Annotated in this window: 22 protein-coding genes; 4 read left to right on the forward strand and 18 right to left on the reverse strand. The window is 72.1% G+C overall.

Annotation, left to right across the window (positions count from 1 at the left end):
- Positions 1-7 precede the first annotated feature (7 nt).
- The 3 genes from LL648_RS02205 to LL648_RS02215 form a co-directional block, all read right to left on the reverse strand.
- Positions 8-1,582: a molybdopterin-dependent oxidoreductase gene (locus tag LL648_RS02205; RefSeq protein ID WP_232660657.1), complete on the reverse strand. Its 1,575-nt coding sequence runs from the start codon at positions 1,580-1,582 to the stop codon at positions 8-10.
- Between the two features lie 186 nt (positions 1,583-1,768).
- Positions 1,769-1,999 carry a glutaredoxin family protein gene (locus LL648_RS02210; protein WP_232660658.1) on the reverse strand — a complete coding sequence of 77 codons (231 nt, stop codon included), beginning with the start codon at positions 1,997-1,999 and terminating at the stop codon, positions 1,769-1,771.
- Positions 1,996-3,516 (reverse strand): AMP-binding protein, encoded by a 1,521-nt coding sequence (locus LL648_RS02215; protein ID WP_232660659.1) that lies wholly within the window; start codon positions 3,514-3,516, stop codon positions 1,996-1,998. The genes LL648_RS02210 and LL648_RS02215 overlap by 4 nt, the downstream gene beginning before the upstream one ends.
- 498 nt (positions 3,517-4,014) lie before the next feature.
- Here LL648_RS02215 and LL648_RS02220 point away from each other — a divergent pair, with 498 nt between their 5' ends.
- The 3 genes from LL648_RS02220 (at position 4,015) to LL648_RS02230 (ending at position 7,458) form a co-directional block, all read left to right on the forward strand.
- Positions 4,015-4,767 (forward strand): sigma-70 family RNA polymerase sigma factor, encoded by a 753-nt coding sequence (locus LL648_RS02220; protein WP_374111962.1) that lies wholly within the window; start codon positions 4,015-4,017, stop codon positions 4,765-4,767.
- Between the two features lie 193 nt (positions 4,768-4,960).
- Entirely contained in the window at positions 4,961-6,394 is a 1,434-nt protein-coding gene (locus LL648_RS02225) for a DUF5667 domain-containing protein (RefSeq protein WP_232660661.1), read from the forward strand.
- 191 nt (positions 6,395-6,585) lie between these two features.
- Complete coding sequence (locus tag LL648_RS02230; RefSeq protein WP_374111975.1) at positions 6,586-7,458, forward strand: HAD family hydrolase; 873 nt, start codon at positions 6,586-6,588, stop codon at positions 7,456-7,458.
- Positions 7,459-7,541: 83 nt separating this feature from the next.
- Here the strand turns inward: LL648_RS02230 and LL648_RS02235 are convergent, their stop codons facing one another.
- From LL648_RS02235 to LL648_RS02300, 14 genes are all read right to left on the reverse strand, one after another.
- Positions 7,542-8,543, reverse strand: a complete 1,002-nt coding sequence (locus LL648_RS02235) for a lysophospholipid acyltransferase family protein (protein ID WP_374111963.1) — start codon at positions 8,541-8,543, stop codon at positions 7,542-7,544.
- 56 nt (positions 8,544-8,599) lie between these two features.
- Positions 8,600-9,637, reverse strand: a complete 1,038-nt coding sequence (locus tag LL648_RS02240) for an NAD-dependent epimerase/dehydratase family protein (protein WP_232660662.1) — start codon at positions 9,635-9,637, stop codon at positions 8,600-8,602.
- A 176-nt stretch (positions 9,638-9,813) separates the two neighbouring features.
- Positions 9,814-9,915, reverse strand: a complete 102-nt coding sequence (locus LL648_RS02245; RefSeq protein WP_010241351.1) for a 30S ribosomal protein bS22 — start codon at positions 9,913-9,915, stop codon at positions 9,814-9,816.
- A 174-nt stretch (positions 9,916-10,089) separates the two neighbouring features.
- Positions 10,090-10,299, reverse strand: coding sequence for a helix-turn-helix domain-containing protein (locus tag LL648_RS02250; RefSeq protein WP_232660663.1), 210 nt, complete (start codon positions 10,297-10,299; stop codon positions 10,090-10,092).
- Positions 10,300-10,461: 162 nt separating this feature from the next.
- Positions 10,462-11,274 (reverse strand): pyrroline-5-carboxylate reductase, encoded by an 813-nt coding sequence (proC, locus tag LL648_RS02255; RefSeq protein WP_232660664.1) that lies wholly within the window; start codon positions 11,272-11,274, stop codon positions 10,462-10,464.
- An 86-nt stretch (positions 11,275-11,360) separates the two neighbouring features.
- The gene (locus LL648_RS02260) at positions 11,361-12,194 is read right to left on the reverse strand and encodes a thioesterase family protein (protein ID WP_232660665.1); all 834 of its coding nucleotides are present in this window, start codon (positions 12,192-12,194) and stop codon (positions 11,361-11,363) included.
- A 364-nt stretch (positions 12,195-12,558) separates the two neighbouring features.
- Entirely contained in the window at positions 12,559-13,377 is an 819-nt protein-coding gene (locus tag LL648_RS02265) for a sugar phosphate isomerase/epimerase family protein (RefSeq protein ID WP_232660666.1), read from the reverse strand.
- The gene (locus tag LL648_RS02270) at positions 13,374-14,684 is read right to left on the reverse strand and encodes a hypothetical protein (RefSeq protein WP_232660667.1); all 1,311 of its coding nucleotides are present in this window, start codon (positions 14,682-14,684) and stop codon (positions 13,374-13,376) included. Before LL648_RS02270 ends, LL648_RS02265 begins: the two co-directional genes overlap by 4 nt.
- On the reverse strand, positions 14,681-15,691 hold the full coding sequence (locus tag LL648_RS02275; protein WP_232660668.1) for a Ppx/GppA phosphatase family protein: 1,011 nt from the start codon (positions 15,689-15,691) through the stop codon (positions 14,681-14,683). Before LL648_RS02275 ends, LL648_RS02270 begins: the two co-directional genes overlap by 4 nt.
- Before the next feature lie 172 nt (positions 15,692-15,863).
- Entirely contained in the window at positions 15,864-16,553 is a 690-nt protein-coding gene (locus tag LL648_RS02280; protein ID WP_232660669.1) for a response regulator transcription factor, read from the reverse strand.
- 25 nt (positions 16,554-16,578) lie between these two features.
- Positions 16,579-17,772, reverse strand: coding sequence for a sensor histidine kinase (locus LL648_RS02285; RefSeq protein ID WP_232660670.1), 1,194 nt, complete (start codon positions 17,770-17,772; stop codon positions 16,579-16,581).
- A 139-nt stretch (positions 17,773-17,911) separates the two neighbouring features.
- Positions 17,912-18,652: a phosphoglyceromutase gene (locus LL648_RS02290; protein WP_232660671.1), complete on the reverse strand. Its 741-nt coding sequence runs from the start codon at positions 18,650-18,652 to the stop codon at positions 17,912-17,914.
- Positions 18,653-18,748: 96 nt separating this feature from the next.
- Positions 18,749-19,360 (reverse strand): DUF1795 domain-containing protein, encoded by a 612-nt coding sequence (locus tag LL648_RS02295; RefSeq protein WP_232660672.1) that lies wholly within the window; start codon positions 19,358-19,360, stop codon positions 18,749-18,751.
- The gene (locus LL648_RS02300) at positions 19,357-19,863 is read right to left on the reverse strand and encodes a MarR family winged helix-turn-helix transcriptional regulator (protein ID WP_441344299.1); all 507 of its coding nucleotides are present in this window, start codon (positions 19,861-19,863) and stop codon (positions 19,357-19,359) included. Before LL648_RS02300 ends, LL648_RS02295 begins: the two co-directional genes overlap by 4 nt.
- 76 nt (positions 19,864-19,939) lie before the next feature.
- Here LL648_RS02300 and LL648_RS02305 point away from each other — a divergent pair, with 76 nt between their 5' ends.
- Entirely contained in the window at positions 19,940-20,437 is a 498-nt protein-coding gene (locus LL648_RS02305; RefSeq protein WP_232660674.1) for a VOC family protein, read from the forward strand.
- Positions 20,438-20,452: 15 nt separating this feature from the next.
- Here LL648_RS02305 and LL648_RS02310 read toward each other — a convergent pair whose 3' ends face one another.
- Positions 20,453-21,217, reverse strand: a complete 765-nt coding sequence (locus LL648_RS02310; protein WP_232660675.1) for a GntR family transcriptional regulator — start codon at positions 21,215-21,217, stop codon at positions 20,453-20,455.
- Positions 21,218-21,330: the final 113 nt, after the last annotated feature.

Here is a 21,330-nt window from a genome sequence, read left to right on the forward strand (position 1 = left end):
CCTCGTGCTAACCGACCGAGAAGATCGTGGCAGGCCACCCCGTGGCGCCGTCAGGGGCGGGTGGTGCGGCGGCCTCCGGCTGCGTCGCGCCCGTGCGGTCGACCGCCCTGGCCTGCACGGTGTGGCTGCCGGGGCCGAGCTGAACGTCGGTGCGCCACATCCGCCACGTGTCGAGGCTCACCTCCGGCGCGAGCTGCGCGCGGCTCCACGGGCCGCCGTCGACCCGCACCTCGACCGCGTCGATCCCGACGTGCTGCGCCCACGCGACCCCCGCCACCGTGACGGCGCCGGCCGGCACCCGCTCCTGCGGGCCGGGGACGTCGATGCGCGACTGCGTCTTGATCGGCCCCCGCTCGGCCCACCCGCGTTCGAGCCAGTAGGCCGCCTTCGATTTGAAGGTCGTCAGCTCCATGTCCACGATCCACTTGGTGGCGGAGACGTACCCGTAGAGGCCCGGCACCACCATCCGCACCGGGAACCCGTGCTCGTACGGCAGCGCCTCGCCGTTCATGCCGATCGCCAGCATCGCGCCGCGGCCCGCCTCCATGACGACGTCGGTCGGCGTGCCCGTGTACCAGCCGTCGGAGCTGGTGGTGAAGACCTGGTCGGCGCCGGCCCGCACGCCGGCCTCGGCGAGGATGTCGCGCAGGTCGACCCCCACGAAGGTGGCCGTCGAGATCAGGTCGCCGCCGACCTCGTTCGAGACGCAGGTCAACGTGACGGTCCGCTCGACGAGCGGCCGGGCGAGCAGGTCGGCGAACCGCAGTGTGAGCTCGCGGTCGACCATCCCGTGCACGCGCAGCGACCACGTGGCCGGGTCGATGCGCGGGATCCGCAGGGCGGTGTCGATGCGGTAGAAGGTGTCGTTCGGCGTGATGAACGACGTCGCGCCCAGCTCCGGGTAGGCGGCGCCGGGCGGGATCGGTGGCGCGGAGACCGTCCGCGTCGCCTTCGCCAGCTGGTCGGTGACGAGCTGCCGCACGTCCGGTGCGCCGCTGCCACCGAGCAGCTGCCCGCCTGCGCCCGTGCCGAGCGCGACCAGCCCGGCCGCCGCCGACCCGCCGATCAGCACGGTGCGCCGCGAGACCCGCTCCGCGTCGTCGTCGGGCGCGACCTCCGCGTAGCGCAGCGCACGCTCGTGCAGCGCGCGGAACGTGACCACGCCGACGACGAGCGCCGCCGCCGGCGCGACGAGGTCGAGCGGCGAGAACACCGGCCCGAACATCACAGCGGCGATCCCGAGGCCACCGAGCACCGCGATCGTCGTGACGCCCGGCCTGCGCTCCTGCCGCGAGGCGAACCCGCCGATCGCGGCCGCCACCGCCAGCACGACGGCCACGCCGACCTGCAGCACGGCCTTGTCGACCTCGGGCCCGAACGACTTGCCGAACTCCGTGAGCCACGACGGCGAGAGCCGGATCACCGTGTCGGCCACCGCGACGAACGGCGAGGACGTCGGCGCGATCACCGCGCCCAGCAGGTGCCCCACCCCGACCGCGGCCGCCACAGCCAGCAACCCGATGCCGGCGGCCACACCGCCCGGGATGCCGGAACGGGTGTCGGGCTGAACGATCGTCGTCACAGGTCAAGCCTGGCGCAGATCACGCGGCGAAGGTGTGACGGATCGGTGACGCCGGTCGGCCGACCCTTGACCCGTGACGCTCGCCGGCTCCGCCGGAGGGGCAGGAAAGCCACTTTCCGGCCCTCACAGGGCAGGAAAGTGGCTTTCCTGCCCCTTCCCCGACCCTCACTCGGCCGCGGAGTCACATCAGCCCAGCGCCGCGCGGAAGCGGGCCTCCTCCACCTTCCAGAACCCGTGCTCCCGCCCGTCGATCATGATCACCGGGACGCGGTCGCCGTACTCGGCGCGCAGCTCGGGGTCCGAATCGACGTCGACGGCCTCCCACGCGTGGCCGAGCTCCCCGCAGATCCGGGCGACGTCGGCCTCCGCCGTCGCGCACGCCGAGCAGCCCTCGCGGGTGTAGACGGTGACGTTCACGCGCTCTCCTGGCCGGCGAGCTGGCGGCGGGCCACCTTGCCCGTCGGGGTGCGCGGGAGCGCGTCGACGATCTCCACGACCGAGGGCACCTTGAACCGGGCGAGCCGGGTCGAGCAGTGCGCGATGATCTCCTCGCGGCCCAGCTCCGCACCCTCCTCCAGCACGAGCACGGCCTTGACCGCTTCGCCGGCGCGCTCGTCGGGGATGCCGACGACGGCGGCGTCGGCGACACCGTCGAGCTCGCAGAGCACCTGCTCGACCTCACGCGGGTAGACGTTGAACCCGTTGACGATCACCAGGTCGGACGAGCGGTCGACGAGGAACAGGTCGCCGTCGGCGTCGAGGAAGCCGACGTCGGCGGTGCGGAACCAGCCGTCCTCATCGGGGCCGCCGGCGCCGTCCGGCCAGTACCCGGAGAACAGGTTGGGCCCGCGGACGGCGACGAGCCCGGTGTCGTGCGTCGGGTCGAAGACGTCCTCGTCGATGTCGTCGGGGTCTGGCTCGGGTGCCTCCAGCGGGTGCCCGGCGGAGTCGACGAGCCGCAGCTCGATGCCCGGCAGCGCGCGCCCGACGGACCCCGGCTTCGGGTCCCGGCCGAACGGGTTCGTGGTGAGCACCGGGCCGCCCTCGGTGAGCCCGTAGCCCTCGAAGATCGACAAGCCGGTGGCGGCACGGAAGTCGGCGAGCCACCGCGCCGGCAGCGGCGCACCGCCCGACGTGCAGAGCCGCAGCCCCGCGGTCGCGGCGTGCAGCTCGTCGGACGGGAGGTCGAGCAGCGCCCGGAACATGGAGGGCACCCCGGCGATGCCGCTGACCCGCTGAGCGAGGAGCACCTCGGCGAGGTGCCGCGGCCCGAAGTGCTCCGTGAGCACCACGGTCGCGCCGGCCCAGCACACCTGCAGCAGCCCGGCGGCGAGCCCGAAGGAGTGGAAGAGCGGCAGCGCGAGCAGCACCCTGTCGACGGACGTCACCGGTGCCGGCCGCAAAGCCGCCGCCTGCTCGCGGTTCGCGAGCAGCGCGCGGTGCGAGAGCTGGACGCCGCGCGGGCGGCCCGTCGTGCCGGACGTGTAGATCAGCAGCGCGATGTCCTCACCGCCGCCGACGTGCTCCTGATGATCTCCGGAACGCGCAGCAAGATCGGGTGGAGCGATCATCGAGGCCCCGACGGCCGCCGCGGGCGCCACCGCCGGTTCGTCACCCTCCGCAGCCACCACGATTTTCGGCCGGCAGTCGTCGAAGACGATGCCCAGCTCCCGGGCGACCGCGATCGGCCCGTACGGAACCGCGATGGCGCCGGCCCGCAGCGCACCGAGCAGCGTGACGCAGAACCCGGCCCCGTTGGCGAGTCTGATCACCACCCGATCGCCCGGTTGCACACCCGCTGCGCGCAACCGCGCGGCCTCGGCCGAGACGGCGGCGTCGAGATCCGCCCAAGTGAGCGTGATTCCGCTGGTCACGTCCACGATCGCAGCCTGGTCGGGCAGGCGGGTCGCGGCTCGTGAAACCAGTTCGGCCACGTGGCCCTCCGGTGAAGGCCCTGCAGTGGTCGGCACGCTCTCCACGGCTCTCCTGCTCAGTTCGACGGCGGGTGGGCCTCTGCGGTCCGAGTCTCGCACGACCGGACGGCGCGCGCGGCCCGACGCTCGGAGCTTCCAGACACGCCGCGACGGACCGGACACGCGCGCGGCAATGACGTTGACCGCGCGTAGTCGTCCGCTCACCGGAACATGAGCGCGCCAAGCGGCAGTGCGTGCTGCGCCACATCTCGTCGGTCGTATGCTGCGCCGCTACAGCCATCTCAACGCGTCACCGCACCGGTTCGTCGCGAAGCTCACCCAAGGGAGTGGCATGCAGCCTGTTGCTAGTGCGCCGCCGCGCCATCCCCGCCGACCTGCCACGCGACGATCCGTCAGACATGGCGGCAGGGCCGATCGGGAGGCATGACCCCCTCGATGCGACCGCCCCGGCTGCTCCGCACCGACACCGCCCGTCCCCCGGCGGGTGGGGAGGTACCGATGTCCCCGACGACCGCTCCCCACGTCGAGGCATTGCCAGGTTCGCCTAGGCACGCCCCCGACGACGGCCCACCGCTCCCGAGACCACGGCGAAGCCCGACAGAGCCGGTACCGACGACCGATGCACACCCCCCTCAGGACAGCCGCGCTCCCCACGCCGGCACGGACGATGCAGTGACCGCCACCGCCCAAGAGCTCCCCGAGGACGAGACCGGCGCATGGGCGCTGGTCAAGGCAGCGCAGACCGGCAACATGTCCGCGTTCGGCGACCTGTTCGATCGCTACTACGACGTCGTGTTCCGCTACGTCCTGTTCCGGATGGGCGACCGCACGCTCGCCGAGGACATCACGCAGGAGACGTTCGTCCGGGCGCTGCGCCGCATCACGTCGGTCAGCTACCAGGGCCGGGACATCGGTGCGTGGTTCGTCACAATCGCCCGCAACCTGATCTTCGACCACGTGAAGTCGAGCCGCTACCGGCTCGAGCAGACCACCAGCGAGATCGTCGAGCTCTCCCCGAGCACGAACGGCCCCGAGCAGCAGGTGCTCGACGGCGCGACGAACGACGAGCTGCTGCGATGTGTCCGGAAGCTGAACCCTGACCAGCAGGAATGCATCCAGCTGCGCTTCCTGCAGGGGCTGTCGGTCGCCGAAACGGCGCAGATCATGGACCGCAACGAGGGCGCTGTGAAGGCGCTCCAGCACCGCGCTGTACGCCGTCTCGCCCAGCTCCTGCCGGAGGGGCTCCGGTGAATCCAGATAGCTTCGTAACAGAAGCCCTTTGCGTTACAGCTGCGGCGAACGAACGACTCAATGCGGTGAACGGTCAAGCGGGCGTATCCCCCGGGATGCGGGCTCGTTGTACGGGTGAGAGTCGCCGGCGTGTCGTGCGCGTGCACGCCACTCGGGCTTCGTACAGCGCAGGTATGCAGTGAGGACGGCCAACATGCCCGCCGAACAGGGCAACGACGCAGAGCGGTTCGCCGCGGCGCTGGACCTGGGACGTGTTCCCGGTTCAGCGGACGCCGAGCTGCTCGAGAACCTGGAGATCGTGGCGATGCTGCGGTCCCGGGCAGCGGAGTACGCGCCGCACCCGGATGCCAAGGCGCGCGCGAAGGCGCGCCTCATGGCCGTGCTCGCAGCCGAGCAGGGCGATGGTGGCCCGCAGATCCCACCGCCATCCGCACACGAGCAGACCGCACCTCTCGGCCGTCTCGTCACGTCGGGCTTCCCGACGTCCGAGCAGCCCACGACCCCGCCGCGCCACGACATCGAGGCCTCGGCCGTCACGGCGCAGATGTCGGCGCTGACCGACGAGCCCCCGGCCTCCGACACCGCGGACGACGACGGCACCGACCCGATCGGCCACTCCGCCGGCTCGTACGCGCCCGCGTCGACCCGCGCCGGTCGTCGCTCGGGCCGTCACACCATGCCGTCGCGCCCGTCGCGCAGCGCCGGATCGCGCCGCCCGTCGCGAGGCGGCCTGCGCAGGCGGACGTTCGTCGTCGCGGCCGCGGCGCTCGTCGTCATGCTCGGGCTCGGCGGCACCGGCGTCTTCGCCAGCCGCGACGCGCTTCCCGGCGACAACCTCTACGCGGTCAAGCGGGCCGCGGAGACGGCCGGGCTCGCGCTGACGTTCGACGAGCAGTCGAAGGCGCGCCGGCACCTCGAGCTCGCGGCCACCCGCCTCGACGAGGCGCAGAAGCTCGCCGCGGCGAAGGAGCCGGCGCAGGCCGAGCTGATCACGAACGCGATCCACGACTTCGACACGGCGACCGGAGAGGGATCCCGCATCCTGCTCGCCGACGACGAGGCCACGGCGCAGCCGGCACAGCTCGACGACCTGCGATCGTGGGCGACCGAGCAGTCGAACCGGCTCACTGAGCTGAACACCTCGGCCCCGGTGCCTGCGGCGAGCGACTCGCTCGAGTTCCTGCAGCGCCTGCTGGGCAGGACCAAGGCGCTCGAGGCGCGCTCCGACTGCACCGAGATCACCTCGGGTGTCGTCGACGACCTCGGGCCGCTGCCGGCCGAAGGCGTCTGCAGCCCGCGTCCCGACAGCGCCGACCAGGGAGACGGGACGACGTCCGGCAACGGCGACGAGAAGAGCAGCAGCAAGCGCTCCCCGAAGTCGAGCACGACGCCGGAGGACACGGACTCCACGACTCCGTCCGACGAAGAGGAGCCGGGCCTGCTGCCCGACCTCGGTGACCTCGGCGGGCAAGGCGGTGAGGACGGCGGGAGCGAGGAGCCGACCACCGGCCCTCCTTCGTCGGGCGGGAGCCAGGTGCACATCCCCCTGCCGCTGCCGCTTCCGCCGATCGTCCTCCCGCCGCTCCTCCCCAACCAGCCGGGGATCACCATCGGCGGGGCGAACTGACCCTCTGAGCTGCACAAGACCGGCACGACGGCCGCCGCGGGAGATCCTTCCCGCGGCGGCCTCGCTGTCGGTGGGCGCCAGTAGGCTTGAGAGCATCGACCCCGTGCGGAGGCCTACCTGTGGTTGACCAAGCTGACCCCCGTGCCGTCGGTGGCGGTGATCCCGCCGAGGGCGCCACAGAGGTCACCGGCGTGCTCGAGTCGGCCACATCGCTCGACCCCGCGCTCCGCGCCGGCGAGGCGTCGGCCGCCGCCGCGATCGCCGCCGGCGACAGCGGCCCCACCGACGTCCCGCAAACCGACCTGACGGCCGCGGCCTTCTTCGACGTCGACAACACGATGATGGTCGGCGCTTCGATCTTCCACTTCGCCCGCGGGCTGGCCGCCCGCAAGTTCTTCACGACGTCCGACCTCATCGGCTTCGCGTGGCAGCAGTTCAAGTTCCGGATGGGCGGCCGGGAGACCGACTACGCCCCGACGACCGGCCGCGACACCGCCTTGTCGTTCGTCGCGGGCCGGCCGGTCGCCGAGATCACCGCGCTCGGCGAGGAGATCTACGACGAGCTGATGGCCGACCGGATCTGGGCGGGCACCCGCGCGCTGGCCCAGATGCACCTCGACGCCGGCCAGCGGGTCTGGCTCGTCACGGCCACCCCTGTCGAGCTGGCGCTGATCATCGCCCGGCGGCTCGGGCTCACCGGCGCGCTCGGCACGGTGGCCGAGAGCGTCGACGGCAAGTTCACCGGCCGGCTCGTCGGGGAGATCCTGCACGGCCCGGCGAAGGCCCACGCCGTCCGTGCGCTCGCCGTGCAGGAGGGCCTCGACCTGCGCCGTTGCACTGCCTACTCCGATTCCGTCAACGACGTACCGATGCTCTCGGCCGTCGGCACCGCGGTGGCCGTGAACCCCGATTCCGAGCTGCGCGACATCGCGAAGGACCGCGGCTGGCAGATCCGCGATTTCCGCACCGGCCGCAAGGCCGCACGTATCGGCGTGCCGTCCCTGCTCGGCGCGGGCGCGATCGCCGGCGCCGTGGCCGCCGGCGTGGCCTACCGGCGCCGCTGACCCCCAACTTCCCCACCGTTTTGGGTGGATGCGCGCCGAATCGGCGCGCAAGTGCACAAAACGGTGGGGAAGTTCGGGGCTCGTCAGCCCATGAAGGCGTTGCGACGCTGGCTGAGCAGCCGGTAGAGCGTGTGCTGGATCGTCTCCCGCACCTGGTCGGTGAGGTTGAAGACGGTCATCGGGTCGTCCGCGTCGATCGGGCTGATCGTGTCGGTGCGGATCGGCTCGCCGAACTCGATGTACCACTTCGACGGCAGCGGCACGAGCCCCAGCGGGCCGAGCAGCGGGAACGTCGGCGTCACCGGGAAGTACGGCGCACCGAACAGCCTGGCCAGCGGCTTGATGTCGCCGATCTTCGGGTAGATCTCCTCGGCCCCGACGATCGAGCACGGGATGATCGGCACCCGCGTCCGCAGCGCCGCCGAGACGAAGCCGCCCCGGCCGAACCGCTGCAGCTTGTACCGGTCGCGGAACGGCTTGCCGATGCCCTTGAAGCCTTCCGGCCAGACGCCCACGAGCTCGCCGTGCGACATCAGCCGCTCGGCGTCGGGGGTGCAGGCCAGCGTGCTGCCCTGCTTGCGGGCCAGCGTGCCGAGCGCCGGCATGCGGAACATCAGGTCGGCGCCGAGCATCCGCAGGTGCCGCTGGCCCGGGTGGTCGTCGTGCAGGGCGACAGCGGTCATCAGCGAGTCGAGCGGGAACGTGCCGGAGTGGTTCGCCACGACCAGGGCGCCGCCCTCGGTCGGGACGTGGTGCATGCCGATCGTCTCGACCCGGAACCACGAGCGGTAGAGCGGGCGCAACGCGGGCAGGATGACGTTGTCGGTGAGCTCGACGTCGAACCCGAACTCGTCGACCGGGTAGTCGCCCTCGAGGCGGCGCCGCAGGAACGCGAGGATCTCCTCGAGCGCCTCCTCCCACGCGGCGGGCTGCTCCGGCTCGGACGGCAGCTGGGACTCCGGCTGGGGCTCGGGCACCTCGACGGGCGGGGCCGCGGGGCGAGGGGTGCTCTGCGCACCGAGCCGCCAGCGGGTGCGCGCACCCGAGTCGTCGGCGTGCAGGGGGATGACTCGGGCTTCCGACACTCCCTCTCCCTTCGTCGCGCCTGTCCGACCGGTCGTTGACGCTCGTCTGCGCGCGGTCATCGCAGTGACCGCGCAGCGGAGAGGATGCCGCGCTCCAGCGACTCGACCTGCTCCGGAGGGATCACCGGGCGCAGCGCGCTGCCGCGCACGTAGTCGTCGAACGCCTGCATGGTCGTCCATCGTGGGGTGAACCCGAAGACGGTGCGCAGGCGCCTGTTGTCGACCACCCGCCCGAAGTTGAGCAGTCGCATCTGCTCCGGCGAGAAGTCGACGATCCGAGCGCCACGGAAGAAGCGGCTCACCGGTCCCACGGCGGTGCTGGGCACCGGCAGCGGCAGGCGTCCGGCACGGCGGATGGCCTGCGAGAGCATCAGCACACCGTCGGCGGCGACATTGAAGATGCCGGGGATCTCCTGGCTGGTCGCGCGCTCCAGCACGGCGAGCGCGTCCTCCTCGTGCAGCAGCTGCACACGAGCGTCGTAGCCCAGGACCGTGGGGACGAGCGGCAGCGCGAAGTAGCGCGTGAAGACGGTGTCGATGCGGGGGCCGATGAAGTTCGCGAACCGCAGCACGGTGACCGATACGTCGGGCCGGCGGCGCGCGAATCCGCGCAGGTAGCCCTCGATCTCGACGGCGTCCTTGGCGTAGCCGCCGGACGGCAGGTCCTTCGGGGTCATCGCCTCGTCGAAGAGCGCGGGGTCGCGCGGGCTCGACCCGTACACGGCGGACGTCGACTTCAGCACCATCCGCCGCACGGTCGGCGCCTTCTGGCATGCGGCGAGCAGCTGCATGGTGCCGATGACGTTCATTTCCTTCATCGCCGTGCGGCCGCCGGACGAACCGGGGTTGGCCGAGAGCGAGGCGTGCACGACGGTGTCGACCGAGGCCTGCGAGATGACCTTGCCGATGAGCGGGTTGCGGATGTCCGCGCGGACGAACTCGGCACGGCCCATGCGGCGCAGCAGATCGCGCGGCGGGGGCACGGTGTCGACGCCCAGCACCCTGTCGATCTCGGGGTTGGCGGCGAGCCGAGCGGCGAGGTGCCCACCGAGGAAGCGGCTGACACCGGTGACGAGCACAACGGACGGTGTCACGGTCCAACCCCTGAGGAAGCGTTCGGCTGCGGTGAGTGACCGATGCTAGCCCTGCCTGCGCCCGAGCGGGACCTCAGCGGGGGCGAACGTGAGCGGGCGCACCTGTGATGTCGTGCAGCAACGACGCCGGAAGACGCAGAAAGCGCCCGGTGGATCGGTCCACCGGGCGCTACTGGTCACTTGCCGAGCTTGCGACGCTGCACGCGGGTCTTGCGAAGCAGCTTGCGGTGCTTCTTCTTCGACATCCGCTTGCGGCGCTTCTTGATGACTGAACCCATGCGTCGGACCTTCCTGATCGTGGCGCGACCCAGGGGTCGCGATAACGCGGTGAAGAGACCCGGCCCGACGCAGCCCGACGAGCGCGCGCGTGGCCGAACACTGACCGGTGGCCCATCCTACCGGCGGCTCCCGCAGCCGACGTGGGCCTATCCCGTTGGGATGCGGCCCGGCGGTCAGCCGGCGTCGAAGTAGGCGCTGCGGAGGTAGTCCTCGACGGCCCGCTTCGGCACCCGGAACGACCTGCCGACACGAGCGGCCGGCAGCTCGCCGCTGTGCACCAGGCGGTACACGGTCATCTTGGACACCCGCATCATCGCCGCGACCTCGGCAACGGTCAGGAACTGCACCTGTGCCAGGTGGATCTCGGGGTGCTCCGTCGCCATCCGATCACCGCTTTCGTGGGTCGCACCGGACGCCTGCTACGCGGCATCGTCCCGGTGTTCCGCGTGAGCTTAGCGGGGCCCGTGTGACGAGTTCGACCGGCCACCTCACTCATGTGTGGAATACAGGTCCGCGTCAGGGTGATCCGTGATCGTCCGATCGGGTCAACCACGTTCCGCCGAGCGACCCAATTCCACGGATCGATCACGCGCGGCCTCGATGGCCGCGATCAACGCGGCCCGCACCCCGTGCTTCTCGAGCTCCCTGATCGCGGAGATGGTCGTGCCCGCCGGCGACGTGACGGCCTCCCGCAGCAGCACCGGGTGGTCGTCCGACTCGCGCAGCATCCGGGCGGCGCCGAACGCCGACTGCACGATGAGGTCGGCCGCGACAGTGCGCGGCAGGCCGAGCAGGATCCCGGCGTCGATCATGGCTTCGACCAGGAAGAAGAAGTACGCAGGACCGGAACCGGAGAGCGCGGTGACGGCGTCCTGCTGCGACTCCGGCACCCGCACGACCCGCCCGACGGACGCCAGCATCTTCTCGACGACGGCCAGCTGGTCGTCGGTCGCGTGGCTGCCCGGCGAGATCGCGCTCATCGCCTCGCCGACGAGCATGGGGGTGTTCGGCATGACCCTGATGACCGGTGTGCCAGCCGGGAGCGCCGCCTCGAACAGCGACGTCGGCAGCCCCGCGCACAGCGTCACGACGAGCGTCCCGGGGCGGACCGCCGGCGCGAGCTCGTCCAGCACGGGCGTGATGTCCTGCGGCTTGACGGCGAGCACGACGATGTCGGCGCGCTCGGCCGCCTCCGCGACCCCGACCGACGGCACGCGCAATCGCTCGGTCAGCTCAGCGGCCCGTTCGGGGTGCCGCTCGGTGAACATCAGCTCGTCGGTCGACCGGCCCGCGCCGAGCAGGCCCGCCAGCAGGGCCTCCCCGATCTTGCCGGCGCCGAGCACCGCAATCCGTGTCATGCGTCAGACGGTAGCGCGCACCGTCGACAACGACGTTGTGGCTGTTTGTTAGCGCTCACAACAGCCATAACGTCGTTGTCGACGGCTCAGCGGGCCGGGGTGAGGGCGAGCTGGCGGGCCTGGCAGACGATCCGGCCGGCTTCGTCGACCACGGTGACGTCCTCGTCGAACCACTGCCCGGTCACGGCGGCCGTGCGGGACTCGATCCGCAGCCACCCCGACGCCGGCCGGGCCCGCAGGAAGGCGGTGAGCTGCACGGTCGGCGCCCAGCCGAACGCGCCCGTCACGTTGAACACCGTCGGGGGCAGGATGTCGCCCGCGACCAGCGCGAATAGGACGTCGGCCGGCTCACCGCGCGGGCGGGCCCAGCCGCGCAGCACCGGCGGCGCCTTCTCGCCGCGGACGAACGCCGCGGTGGGTTCATCCAGCCGCAGGTCGCAGACCCTCGCGATCCGGAACGCCGACGACTCCTCCGCACTGCGGTCGATCGCGTCGGCCGGCGGCTCGGCAGGCACGTCCGGCAGGTCAGCCCACAACGGCTCGGTGTCGGGCAGCGCGCCGCCGGTGACGGTCGCCGTGAGCATCGTGCGGCCGTTCTGGAGCATCCGCACCGCGACCACCGAGACGGTGCGCCCCAGCTTGACGACGTCGGTGGCGAGCTCGACGGACCCCAGGTCGGGCGCGCGCAGGAAGTCGGTCGAGACGGCGACGGGATCGACCGCCGGACCCTCCGTCGCCAGCCGGGCCAGCCCGGCCTTCACCAGCAGCGCGATCAGGAAGCCGCCGTGCGCCTTGGGGCCGACCGCCCAGTCCGGGCCGAGCTCCGCGGTGTAACGGCCGTCGCCGACCGGCTCGACCGCGAGCGCGCTGCTGAACGGCGGCGCGGTTGGCGCGGTTAGAGCGGTCAGGTCGGTCGTCATGTGGTGCCACATCGGCGCAAGGACATGTCTTTACGTCTATCACGCGGGCCTCGTGGCCGGCTGTGACCTGCGTCGTAGGCACGCCCGCCCCATCGGCACGGCCCGGGTCCCGCGGGTGTGGGCAGGGACCGCCGCGCCGGGCGGGCTCAGGAAAGTGGGTGCGGGACGCACACATTGCCGGGAAAGCCACTTTCCCGGCCCCACACGCCGGGAAAGTGGCTTTCCAGGCACCCTCGACCACCGCCCGACCCCACCGCGGCCGCACACCCGAGCGGCGCCCAGCACGGATTCACATCCCTCCTGGCAGCCCCCGGAGGGCAATGACGGACTTTCCTGCCCTCCCGGGGCAAGCTGGGACCGCCGGCTAGGCGCGGGCGGGTGTGCGGGCCGTCGGCTGCAGGTGCAGGCGCGCGAAAAGGAGCGACTCGGCGAGCAGGGCCATGCGCTCGTCGCGGGTGCGGCAGCGCCGCGTGCTGATCTCCAGCACCACGACCCCGGTGTACCCGGACGTCGAGAGCCGCTCGCAGATCTCGGCGCACGGCTGCGTGCCGCGGCCCGGGACGAGGTGCTCGTCGCGGGGCGCGCCGCTGCCGTCGGCGAGGTGGACGTGCGCGAGACCGTCGCCCATCCGGTCGAGCATGTCGAGCGCGTCCGAGCCCGCGGCGGCGGTGTGCGAGAGGTCGAGCGTGTAGTGCTGGTGCCCGACGTCCGTCGGGTCGAACCCGGGGCTGTAGGGCACCGTGCGCAGGTTGCCGCGCACGACCGGGAACATGTTCTCCACCGCGAGCGCGACGCCGGCGTGCTCACCGGCCCGCGCGACCTCGTCGGCGAACTCGGCGGCGTAGCGGCGCTGCCAGCGGAACGGCGGGTGCACGACGACGGTGCGTGCGTCGAGCCGCTCAGCGGCCTCCACGGACCGCCGCAGGCGCACGAGCGGGTCGGAACCCCACACCCTCTGCGTGACGACGAGGCAGGGCGCGTGGATGGCGAGCACCGGCACCCCGAACCGTTCCGCAAGCCGGGCCACGGTGGCGATGTCCTGGCTGGCCGGCTCCGACCAGACCATCAGCTCGATCCCGTCGTAGCCCAGCTCCGCGGCGATCTCGAACGCTGCGCGCAACGACTCCGGGTAGACCGAAGCCGAGGAGAGCGCGACCGGCGGCGCCGGGTGCCCCGAGATCATCTGCCGAGCAGCACGAGGATCGCGGGCGAGACCGTCAGCAGCAACCCGACGCCGACGGCCGACAGCGTGGTGCGCAGGTCGTTGTTGCGCAGCAGCGCACGCACGATCACGACGAGGCCGATCGTGACCAACGCGGCAGCCGCCAGCGCAACCACCGGCAGCTCGCGCCAGAGGAACCGGAAGCCGACCCACAGCGCGGCGCCACCGATCGCGCCGACGATCCACTGCCCGACGACCGCGGCCCAGGCCTGGCCGGCCGAGGCCGGGGACGACGGCTCATCGGTCATGATCCGCCGCTTCGGCGGGCCGTCCTCGTCGTCGTCCTCGTCGTCGTTCGGGAAGTCGGTCGGCGGGTACTCGCCCTGCTCGTAGCCGTCGTAGTCAGCGTCGTAGTCGGCCGGGTAGTCGCCGTCGAGGCCGGCCGGGTGGTCCTCGAAGACCGGCGCGGACGCCGCGGTCGGCGGGCCGCCGTCATCGGCGCCGGCCCGTCGGGCAGCCCTGCCCTTGCGCGGCTCGCCCCCGGGCATGGCCGGCGGCGGTGCCATGGGAGCGCTGTCCGGCTCGTCGTACCGGGGCTCGTCCTCGGGGGCAGCAGGGGCAGGGGCAGGGGCGTTCAGGTCGCGATGCTTGATCGGCCCGGTCAGCCCGGGGTCGCGCACCCCGTTGCGCTTGGGCCGTACGGCAGGCATCTGGTCGGTCGGCCGGTCGATGTGCGGGTCGTCGGCCTGCGGACGGACGGGCGGAACGACGGGATGCCGTTCGGTGCGCGGTGCGGCGGCCGGTTCCGCGTTCTGCCACGGCGGCGCCTCGCTCTCGCGCGATCGGCGGGAGGGTCCGGGGCCGGGCGGTGGCGGCGGGGCGGGCGGCGCACCCCGGTCCCATGCCGGAGGCTCGGGGTCGAAGCCGCGGTCGGCGGGCTCGAACTCCTGCTCCCACTGCGACGGCTCGGGGGCGCGACCGCGGGGCGGCGGGTCGTAGGTCTCCGCTGCGGCGTCGCGGTCCCACGGATCGATCTGGTCGGCCTCGTACCCGCCGCGGGCGGGCTCGTCGTAGCCGTAGTCCCATTCCTGCTCACGCGCTGGCGGCGGTGGCGGGGGTGGTGGAGGCGGCGGAGCGGCACGCCGGCCGCCTTCACGCTGAGCCGTGACCGGCGGGGCCGCGACGGGCGGAGGCGCCGGAGCGCCTTCGTCATCGTCGTCGGCTGCCCTGCGCCGACGCCGACGACCGGTCGCAGCGCCGGCCTCGCCGTGCTCGGCGAGGAGCTCGGCGACTGTGCGCTGCCGTGGGTGGTCGGTCTCGGAAGTCATCCTGTACACCGTGCCTCGTACGTCGTCAAGCGTCCAAGACCACCCGGCGAGTCCTGCGCCGAACGGTCGATCTGGGCCGTCCCATCGAGCGTGTCGAGCCTCCGAAGGATGACACCCTCGCGCAAGGCCCACGGGCAGATCTCGAGCTGTGTGAGGTTCAGAGCGCGCATCGCCGCCTCCGCGACGAGCGCCCCGGCGACCAGCTGGTGGGCCCGGCTCGTGCTGACGCCCTCCAGCTCCGCGAGGTCCTCACTGGACATCCGGGTGATGAAGGCGGCGAGCTGGCGCAGCCCCACGTCGGTCAACACCCGCCGGGTGCGCGGGCCGGCGCTGGACGGGGCGGCGCCGGTCAGGCGGGCGAGCGACCGGAACGTCTTCGACGTCCCGACGGCCAGCTCCGGCTCGCCCACCCTGCGCAGCTTGCGGGCGACCGGTTCGAGTTGGGCGTCGAGGTGCTGGCGCAGGACGTCGATCTCGCGGCGCGAAGGCGGGTCGGAACGGAACCACTCCCGCGTCAGCCGGCCGGCGCCGAGCGGCAACGACGCCGCGGCAGCCGGGTGCTCGTCGCGGCCGGCCGCGAGCTCGAGCGAGCCGCCACCGATGTCGAGCACGAGCAGGCGGCCCGCCGACCAGCCGTACCAGCGGCGGACGGCGAGGAACGTGTAGCGGGCCTCGTCCTCGCCGGGCAGCACCTGCAGCGCGACCCCCGTCTCCGAGCTCACCCTGGCGAGCACGGCCGCCGAGTTGGTGGCGTCGCGCAACGCGGATGTCGCGAACGCGAGCAGGTCGTTGCAGCCGGCGGCCTCCGCCGACCGGCTCGCCTTGGCGACCGTCCTGACCAGGGCGTCGGCGCCGGCCCGGGTGAGCGCTCCGGCGTCGTCGAGGTGCTCGGCGAGGCGCAGCTGGTCCTTCTCCGATGTCATCGGAGTCGGGTGGCCGCCGCGGTGGGCGTCGACGACAAGGAGATGGACCGTGTTGGACCCGACGTCGAGAACACCCAAGCGCACGGGCCACAGGCTACGCCCATGCCGTGACGTCCCCGTTACCGAAGGGGCTACTCAGCGCGCAGGCCCGTTTACCCACAGCCACAAGAGATCAAGACTTCCCCACCGTTTTGTCCATTTGCACGCCCTCTGGGGTGCGCAAGTAGACAAAACGGTGGGGAACCTGGACGGGTGGTCAGGACTCGAACTTGTAACCGAGCCCACGCACGGTCACCAGGTGCTTGGGCGCGCTCGGGTCGGACTCGACCTTCGAGCGCAGCCGCTTCACGTGGACGTCGAGGGTCTTCGTGTCGCCCACGTAGTCGGCGCCCCAGACGCGGTCGATGAGCTGCCCGCGGGTCAGGACCCGCCCGACGTTGCGGAGCAGGTACTCCAGCAGGTCGAACTCCTTGAGCGGCAGCGCGACGTCCGCACCGTTGACGCTGACGACGTGCCGCTCGACGTCCATCCGGACCGGACCGGCCTCCAGCACCCCGGGCAGCCCGTCCGCCTCGGGCCCGGCCTCGCCACCGCGCCGCAGCACCGCGCGGACGCGGGCGATCAGCTCGCGCGCCGAGTACGGCTTCGTGACGTAGTCGTCGGCGCCCAGCTCCAGCCCGACCACCTTGTCGATCTCGCTGTCGCGGGCCGTCACCATGATCACCGGGACGGTCGAGCGGGTGCGCAGCGCCTTGCAGACGTCGGTGCCGCTCATCCCGGGCAGCATGAGGTCGAGCAGCACGATGTCGGCGCCGTTGCGGTCGAACTCCTCGAGCGCGTCCTGACCGGTCGCGGCGACCGCGGTGGTGAAGCCCTCCTTGCGGAGCAGGAACGCGAGCGGGTCTGCGAAGGACTCCTCGTCCTCGACGATCAGCACCCTGGTCATGTCTGTGCCCTCCTGAAAGGACTGCTCACCCGACGCGGTCGGGCAGGTCGGCCGGTCGCCGGGCGGCGACGGGCAGTGCGTCGTCCTTGACAGCACTCAACTCGACGGCGGCCGGAAGCCGCATCGTGAACGTGGATCCGGTGCCGGGGCTGCTCCACAGCCGCACCTCACCACCGTGGTTGGCCAGCACGTGCTTGACGATCGCCAGGCCGAGGCCGGTGCCGCCGGTCGCCCTCGACCGGGCCGGGTCGACCCGGAAGAACCGTTCGAAGACCCGCTTCTGGTGCTCCGGGGCGATCCCGATGCCGCGGTCGGTGACCGCGATCTCCACCCAGCTGCCGAGCTTGCGCCGCGAGACCGACACCGACGCCTCGCGCGGCGAGTACGCGATCGCGTTCTCGACGAGGTTGGACAGGGCCGTGACCAGCAGCGTGAGATCGCCTTCGACGGTGAGCCCGGTCGGGACGTCGACGTTGATCTCGATCCCGGCCCCCTCCGCGGAGAGCCGCGCCCGCGCGAGCGCCTCGCGGACGACCTCGTCGACGTCCACCTCGCAGAGCTCCGGCAGCCGCTCGGCGCCGGTGAGCCGGGAGAGCGCGATCAGCTCGGTGACCAGGTTGCCCAGCCGGGTGGCCTCGTTGAGGATCTTGGTGCTGAACCGGCGGACCTCGGTCGGGTCGTCGGCCGCGTCGAGCACGGCCTCGGCGAGCAGCCCGACCGCGCCGACCGGCGTCTTCAGCTCGTGGCTGACGTTCGCGACGAAGTCGCGTCGGGTGGCTTCCAACCGCACGGCATCCGACGTATCGCCGGCCTCGACCATCGTGTAGCCGTCGCCGAGCGGTCGGACGTGCGCGAGCACCGCGGCCGGCTGGCGGCCGCGCTGGTCGAGCGGCGAGAGGTCGACGGCGGCCGGGGTGTCGGTCTGCAGCACCCGGTGGCACGCGGCGGCCGCCCGCGAGTCGGGCCGCCCGTCGCGGACCACACCGAGCAGCTCCGCCCGCGGGTTGTGCAGGACGACGTCGCCGGTGCGGTCGAGCACCACCAGACCCTCGTCGGCCGAGTCGAAGACCCGTTGCAACAGGTCGGCCATAGGTGGCGCGGGAGGCGGCGCCTCCGGCTCGGGAACGACGTCCTCGCGCCGACGGCCCAGCTGCATCCCGATCACGAGACCGAGCGCGAGGGCCGCGGCAGCGATCAGCACGCCGACCAATGCGGTCATGACGGCATGGTAGGCAGGCCTACCCTGCTGGAATCCAGTTCAGACGCCGTGGCGTGATGCTGGTGACGCCTTCGAGCGGCAGATTTCCACCGCCGTTCACGCCACGTTCATGCGGACGGGTTCATGCGGACGGGTCGGGTCAGCGCCCCTGCGCCGCCACCGCCGCCGCGGCCTCGACCGCCGCCTCCGGGTCGAGGTACTCGCCGCCGGGGACGGTCGGGCGCAGCTCGTCGTCGAGCTCGTAGCGCAGCGGGATGCCGGTGGGGATGTTGAGACCGGCGATGTCGGTGTCGGAGATCCCGTCGAGGTGCTTGACGAGCGCGCGCAGCGAGTTGCCGTGCGCGGCGAGCAGCACGACCTTGCCGGCGCGCAGGTCGGGCACGACCGCCGACTCCCAGTACGGCATGAAACGCTCGACGACGTCGGCGAGGCACTCCGTGAGCGGCAGGTCGGCACCGAGGTCGGCGTAGCGCGGGTCGGCGTCCTGGGAGAACTCGGAGCCGAGCTCGATCGGCGGCGGCGGGACGTCGTACGAGCGGCGCCAGAGCATGAACTGCTCCTCGCCGAACTCGTCGAGCGTCTGCTTCTTGTTCTTGCCCTGCAGCGCACCGTAGTGGCGCTCGTTGAGCCGCCAGTCGCGGCGGACGGGGATCCAGTGCCGGTCGCACGCGTCGAGCGCGAGGTTGGCCGTGCTGATCGCGCGCCGCATCAGCGACGTGTGCACGACGTCGGGCAGCAGCCCGGCCGCGGCCAGCAGCTCGCCGCCGCGGCGCGCCTCCTGCTCCCCCGTCTCGGAGAGCGGCACGTCGACCCAACCGGTGAACAGGTTCTCGGCGTTCCAGACGCTCTGGCCGTGTCGGAGCAACACCAGGGTTCCCATGGCCGCAACTCTGCCAGCCGCCAACTTCCCCACCGTTTTGGGTGGATGCGCGCCGGAACGGCGCGCAAGTGCACAAAACGGTGGGGAAGTCGGGGGTCAGCCGGCGACGGAGAGGGAGTGCACGATCGTTGTGAACGTGGCCTCGTAGCTGCTCCAGCTCTCCGAAGGGGCGGTGCCGGTCGCAACGATCGTCGTGCCGTCACGCACCGCGTAGACCTGGACGTTGCGCAGCTCGACGCCCGACTGCCGATCGGTGAAGGTGCCGCCGAAGACGTGAGCGGGCGTTCCGTCGTGCAGCGTCGCGGGTTCGTCGACGAGCCTCTTGTAGCCAGGTACGCCGCCGAGCTCGCGCCGGGTGCCCAGCACGGTCTTGGTCAGGTCGATGCCCGCCGCGACGACGAAGACATTGACGTTCGCAGCCTTCGGGCCGGCGGGGGTCAACGTCGGCTCGGGGTCGACGAACCGTACGGCGGTCTCCTGCTGCCCCGACGTGTCGACGACCCAGCCGGGCGGCGGGACCAGCCGGAACCGGCCGTCGGGGTCGGCGTACTCGTCCCCGGTCGGCGTCGGGAAGGGCGCCGGCGTGGTCAGCGCGACGGGGTCGGGCGCGGCCGAGCCGGTCACCGCCGCCGAGCAGCCGCTCGCCAGCGCCGTGACGAAGGTCGCTGCGACGAGGAGTGCTGCCGCGATGGATCGACGGGCGGTCAACGCCGCGGGCCGGGACGCTTCGCCTGCTCCGGATCAGCGGCAAGGCCCTGCAGCATCGTGTTGCAGATCTCGCGCAGCTGCCGGACCTGGTCGCAGCTGAGCCGGTCGAACAGGTGGTGCCGCACGGTGCTGACGTGGCCGGGAGCGGCCGCGGCGAGCGCCTCGAACCCGGCGTCGGTCAGACGCGCCAGCGTGCTGCGTCGGTCGCCCGGGCACGGCTCGCGCAGCACCCAGCCGTTGCACTCGAGCCGGCTCACGGCGTGCGAGAGCCGGCTCTGCGAGCTCTGGGTGATCGCCGCGAGGTCGCTCATCCGCAACGAGCGGCCAGGAACCTCGGAGAGCATGGCGAGGATCTGGTAGTACGCGTGCGGCATTCCCGCGTCGCGCTGGAGCTGGCGGTCGAGCGCGGCTTCGAGCAGGGTTGACGAGGCGACGTAGGACAGCCACGCGTCCAGCTCGTCGTCGCTCAGCCAGCGCGGCTCCTGACCGTCCACGGCGTCCATACTACGGGAAGACATTTGAACCTTCATTGGTTTGGCCTACAGTAGAAGTTGAACTCTCAACAGCCTGGAGCTCACGATGCCCGTCCAACGCCTGAACCACGCCGTCCTCCGTGTCAGTGACGTCAACCGCAGCGTCGCCTTCTACACGGAGGCACTCGGCTTCCGGGTGAAGACCGAAATGCCAGGGCGGGCCGCGTTCCTGCAGGCAGAAGACTCGACGAACGACCATGATCTCGGCTTGTTCGCCGCCGGCGTTACCGGGGGCGCTGCGGCCGGCGGCATCGGGCTCTACCACCTGGCCTGGGAGGTCGACACGCTCGCCGAGCTCCAGCGCATCGCCGGCGTCCTCACCGAGCACGGCTCGCTCGTCGGTGCGTCCGACCACGGCACGACGAAGGCCCTCTACGCGAAGGACCCCGACGGGATCGAGTTCGAGGTCTGCTGGCTCGTCCCGGCCCAGCACCTGCCCGTCGGCGACGGCCCCATGACCGCCCCGCTCGACATCGCCGCCGAGATCGAGCGGTACGGCGCCGACACGAAGGGCGGGATCGGCGTCTCGGTGCCCACCGCCTGAGGCAAAGGGGAAAGCTCAGCCGCTGCCGTCGAGCTGGTAGCCGTCGCGGGCGGACATGCGCGCCGTCACGCTGAAGCGATCGGCGCGCACCAGCGTCTGGCGCCACTCGACGGGCCGCTCGCCGGCGCAGCCGAGCCGGTCGATGGCGAACGCCGCGATGTCGCTGCCGATGCCGAGCAGCCGGCGTTCCGCGGCGTCCGGCACGACGGCCCTGATCCGTTCGGTGCCGCCGGTCACCCGCACACCGCAGCGCGCGGCGTACTCGGCGTAGAGGCCGGTGCGGCCGAAGTCGACGTCGAGCAGCGGCGCGGCGAGCGCCTCGGGCATCCAGACGCGGTCGACGGCAAGCGGGTCGGAGTCGGCGAGCCGCAGCCGCTCGAGGTGCACCAGCGGCGTCGACTCCTCCAGGCCGAGCCTGGCCGCGACCACCCCGTCGGCGCGGACGTCGAGGGTGCGCACGACGCTGCGCTGCACCTGCCCGGTCGCCTCAACGGCCGTGAAGAGGCTGTAGACCTCGCCCAGCGACTGCTCGATCTCGGCGGGTTCCGCGCGGCGCGGCGTGCGGCCACGGCCGGCGATCACCAGCCCTTCCTCGCGCAGCCGCCGGACCGCCTCCCGGACGGTGTGGCGGCTGACGCCGTACTCCGCGACGAGCGCGAGTTCGCCGGGAAAGGCATCGGAGAACTCGTCGACGTCCAGCCTGCGGCGCAGGTCGGCGAGCAGCTGCTCCCACAGCGGGCGCTCACCGAGCCGGTCGAGCTGCTGGGCGGTCACGGACATCCCCCGGGTTCGTCATGGGCAGAGTCCGAACAGCCTAGTGCGGCGGCCACAAACGTCTACCGGGTCGCTCGCGCGCCCAGACGACGCCTCGCGGCGTTGCCGCCCTTGCAAAG

The sequence above is a fragment of the Pseudonocardia sp. TRM90224 genome, assembly GCF_021245725.1.
Classification (GTDB): Bacteria; Actinomycetota; Actinomycetes; order Mycobacteriales; family Pseudonocardiaceae; genus Pseudonocardia.

Excerpts from the sequence above, each read along its gene's own strand:
- LL648_RS02250 (WP_232660663.1), bottom strand. The coding sequence starts at position 10,299 with ATGGCGACGGAGCACCCCGAGATCCACCTGGCACAGGTGCAGTTCCTG.
- LL648_RS02225 (WP_232660661.1), top strand. The coding sequence starts at position 4,961 with ATGCCCGCCGAACAGGGCAACGACGCAGAGCGGTTCGCCGCGGCGCTG.
- LL648_RS02270 (WP_232660667.1), bottom strand. The coding sequence starts at position 14,684 with ATGACTTCCGAGACCGACCACCCACGGCAGCGCACAGTCGCCGAGCTC.
- LL648_RS02290 (WP_232660671.1), bottom strand. The coding sequence starts at position 18,652 with ATGGGAACCCTGGTGTTGCTCCGACACGGCCAGAGCGTCTGGAACGCC.
- LL648_RS02280 (WP_232660669.1), bottom strand. The coding sequence starts at position 16,553 with ATGACCAGGGTGCTGATCGTCGAGGACGAGGAGTCCTTCGCAGACCCG.
- LL648_RS02305 (WP_232660674.1), top strand. The coding sequence starts at position 19,940 with ATGCCCGTCCAACGCCTGAACCACGCCGTCCTCCGTGTCAGTGACGTC.
- LL648_RS02260 (WP_232660665.1), bottom strand. The coding sequence starts at position 12,194 with ATGACGACCGACCTGACCGCTCTAACCGCGCCAACCGCGCCGCCGTTC.
- LL648_RS02220 (WP_374111962.1), top strand. The coding sequence starts at position 4,015 with ATGTCCCCGACGACCGCTCCCCACGTCGAGGCATTGCCAGGTTCGCCT.
- LL648_RS02310 (WP_232660675.1), bottom strand. The coding sequence starts at position 21,217 with ATGTCCGTGACCGCCCAGCAGCTCGACCGGCTCGGTGAGCGCCCGCTG.
- proC (WP_232660664.1), bottom strand. The coding sequence starts at position 11,274 with ATGACACGGATTGCGGTGCTCGGCGCCGGCAAGATCGGGGAGGCCCTG.
- LL648_RS02245 (WP_010241351.1), bottom strand. The coding sequence starts at position 9,915 with ATGGGTTCAGTCATCAAGAAGCGCCGCAAGCGGATGTCGAAGAAGAAG.
- LL648_RS02300 (WP_441344299.1), bottom strand. The coding sequence starts at position 19,863 with ATGGACGCCGTGGACGGTCAGGAGCCGCGCTGGCTGAGCGACGACGAG.
- LL648_RS02285 (WP_232660670.1), bottom strand. The coding sequence starts at position 17,772 with ATGACCGCATTGGTCGGCGTGCTGATCGCTGCCGCGGCCCTCGCGCTC.
- LL648_RS02265 (WP_232660666.1), bottom strand. The coding sequence starts at position 13,377 with ATGATCTCGGGGCACCCGGCGCCGCCGGTCGCGCTCTCCTCGGCTTCG.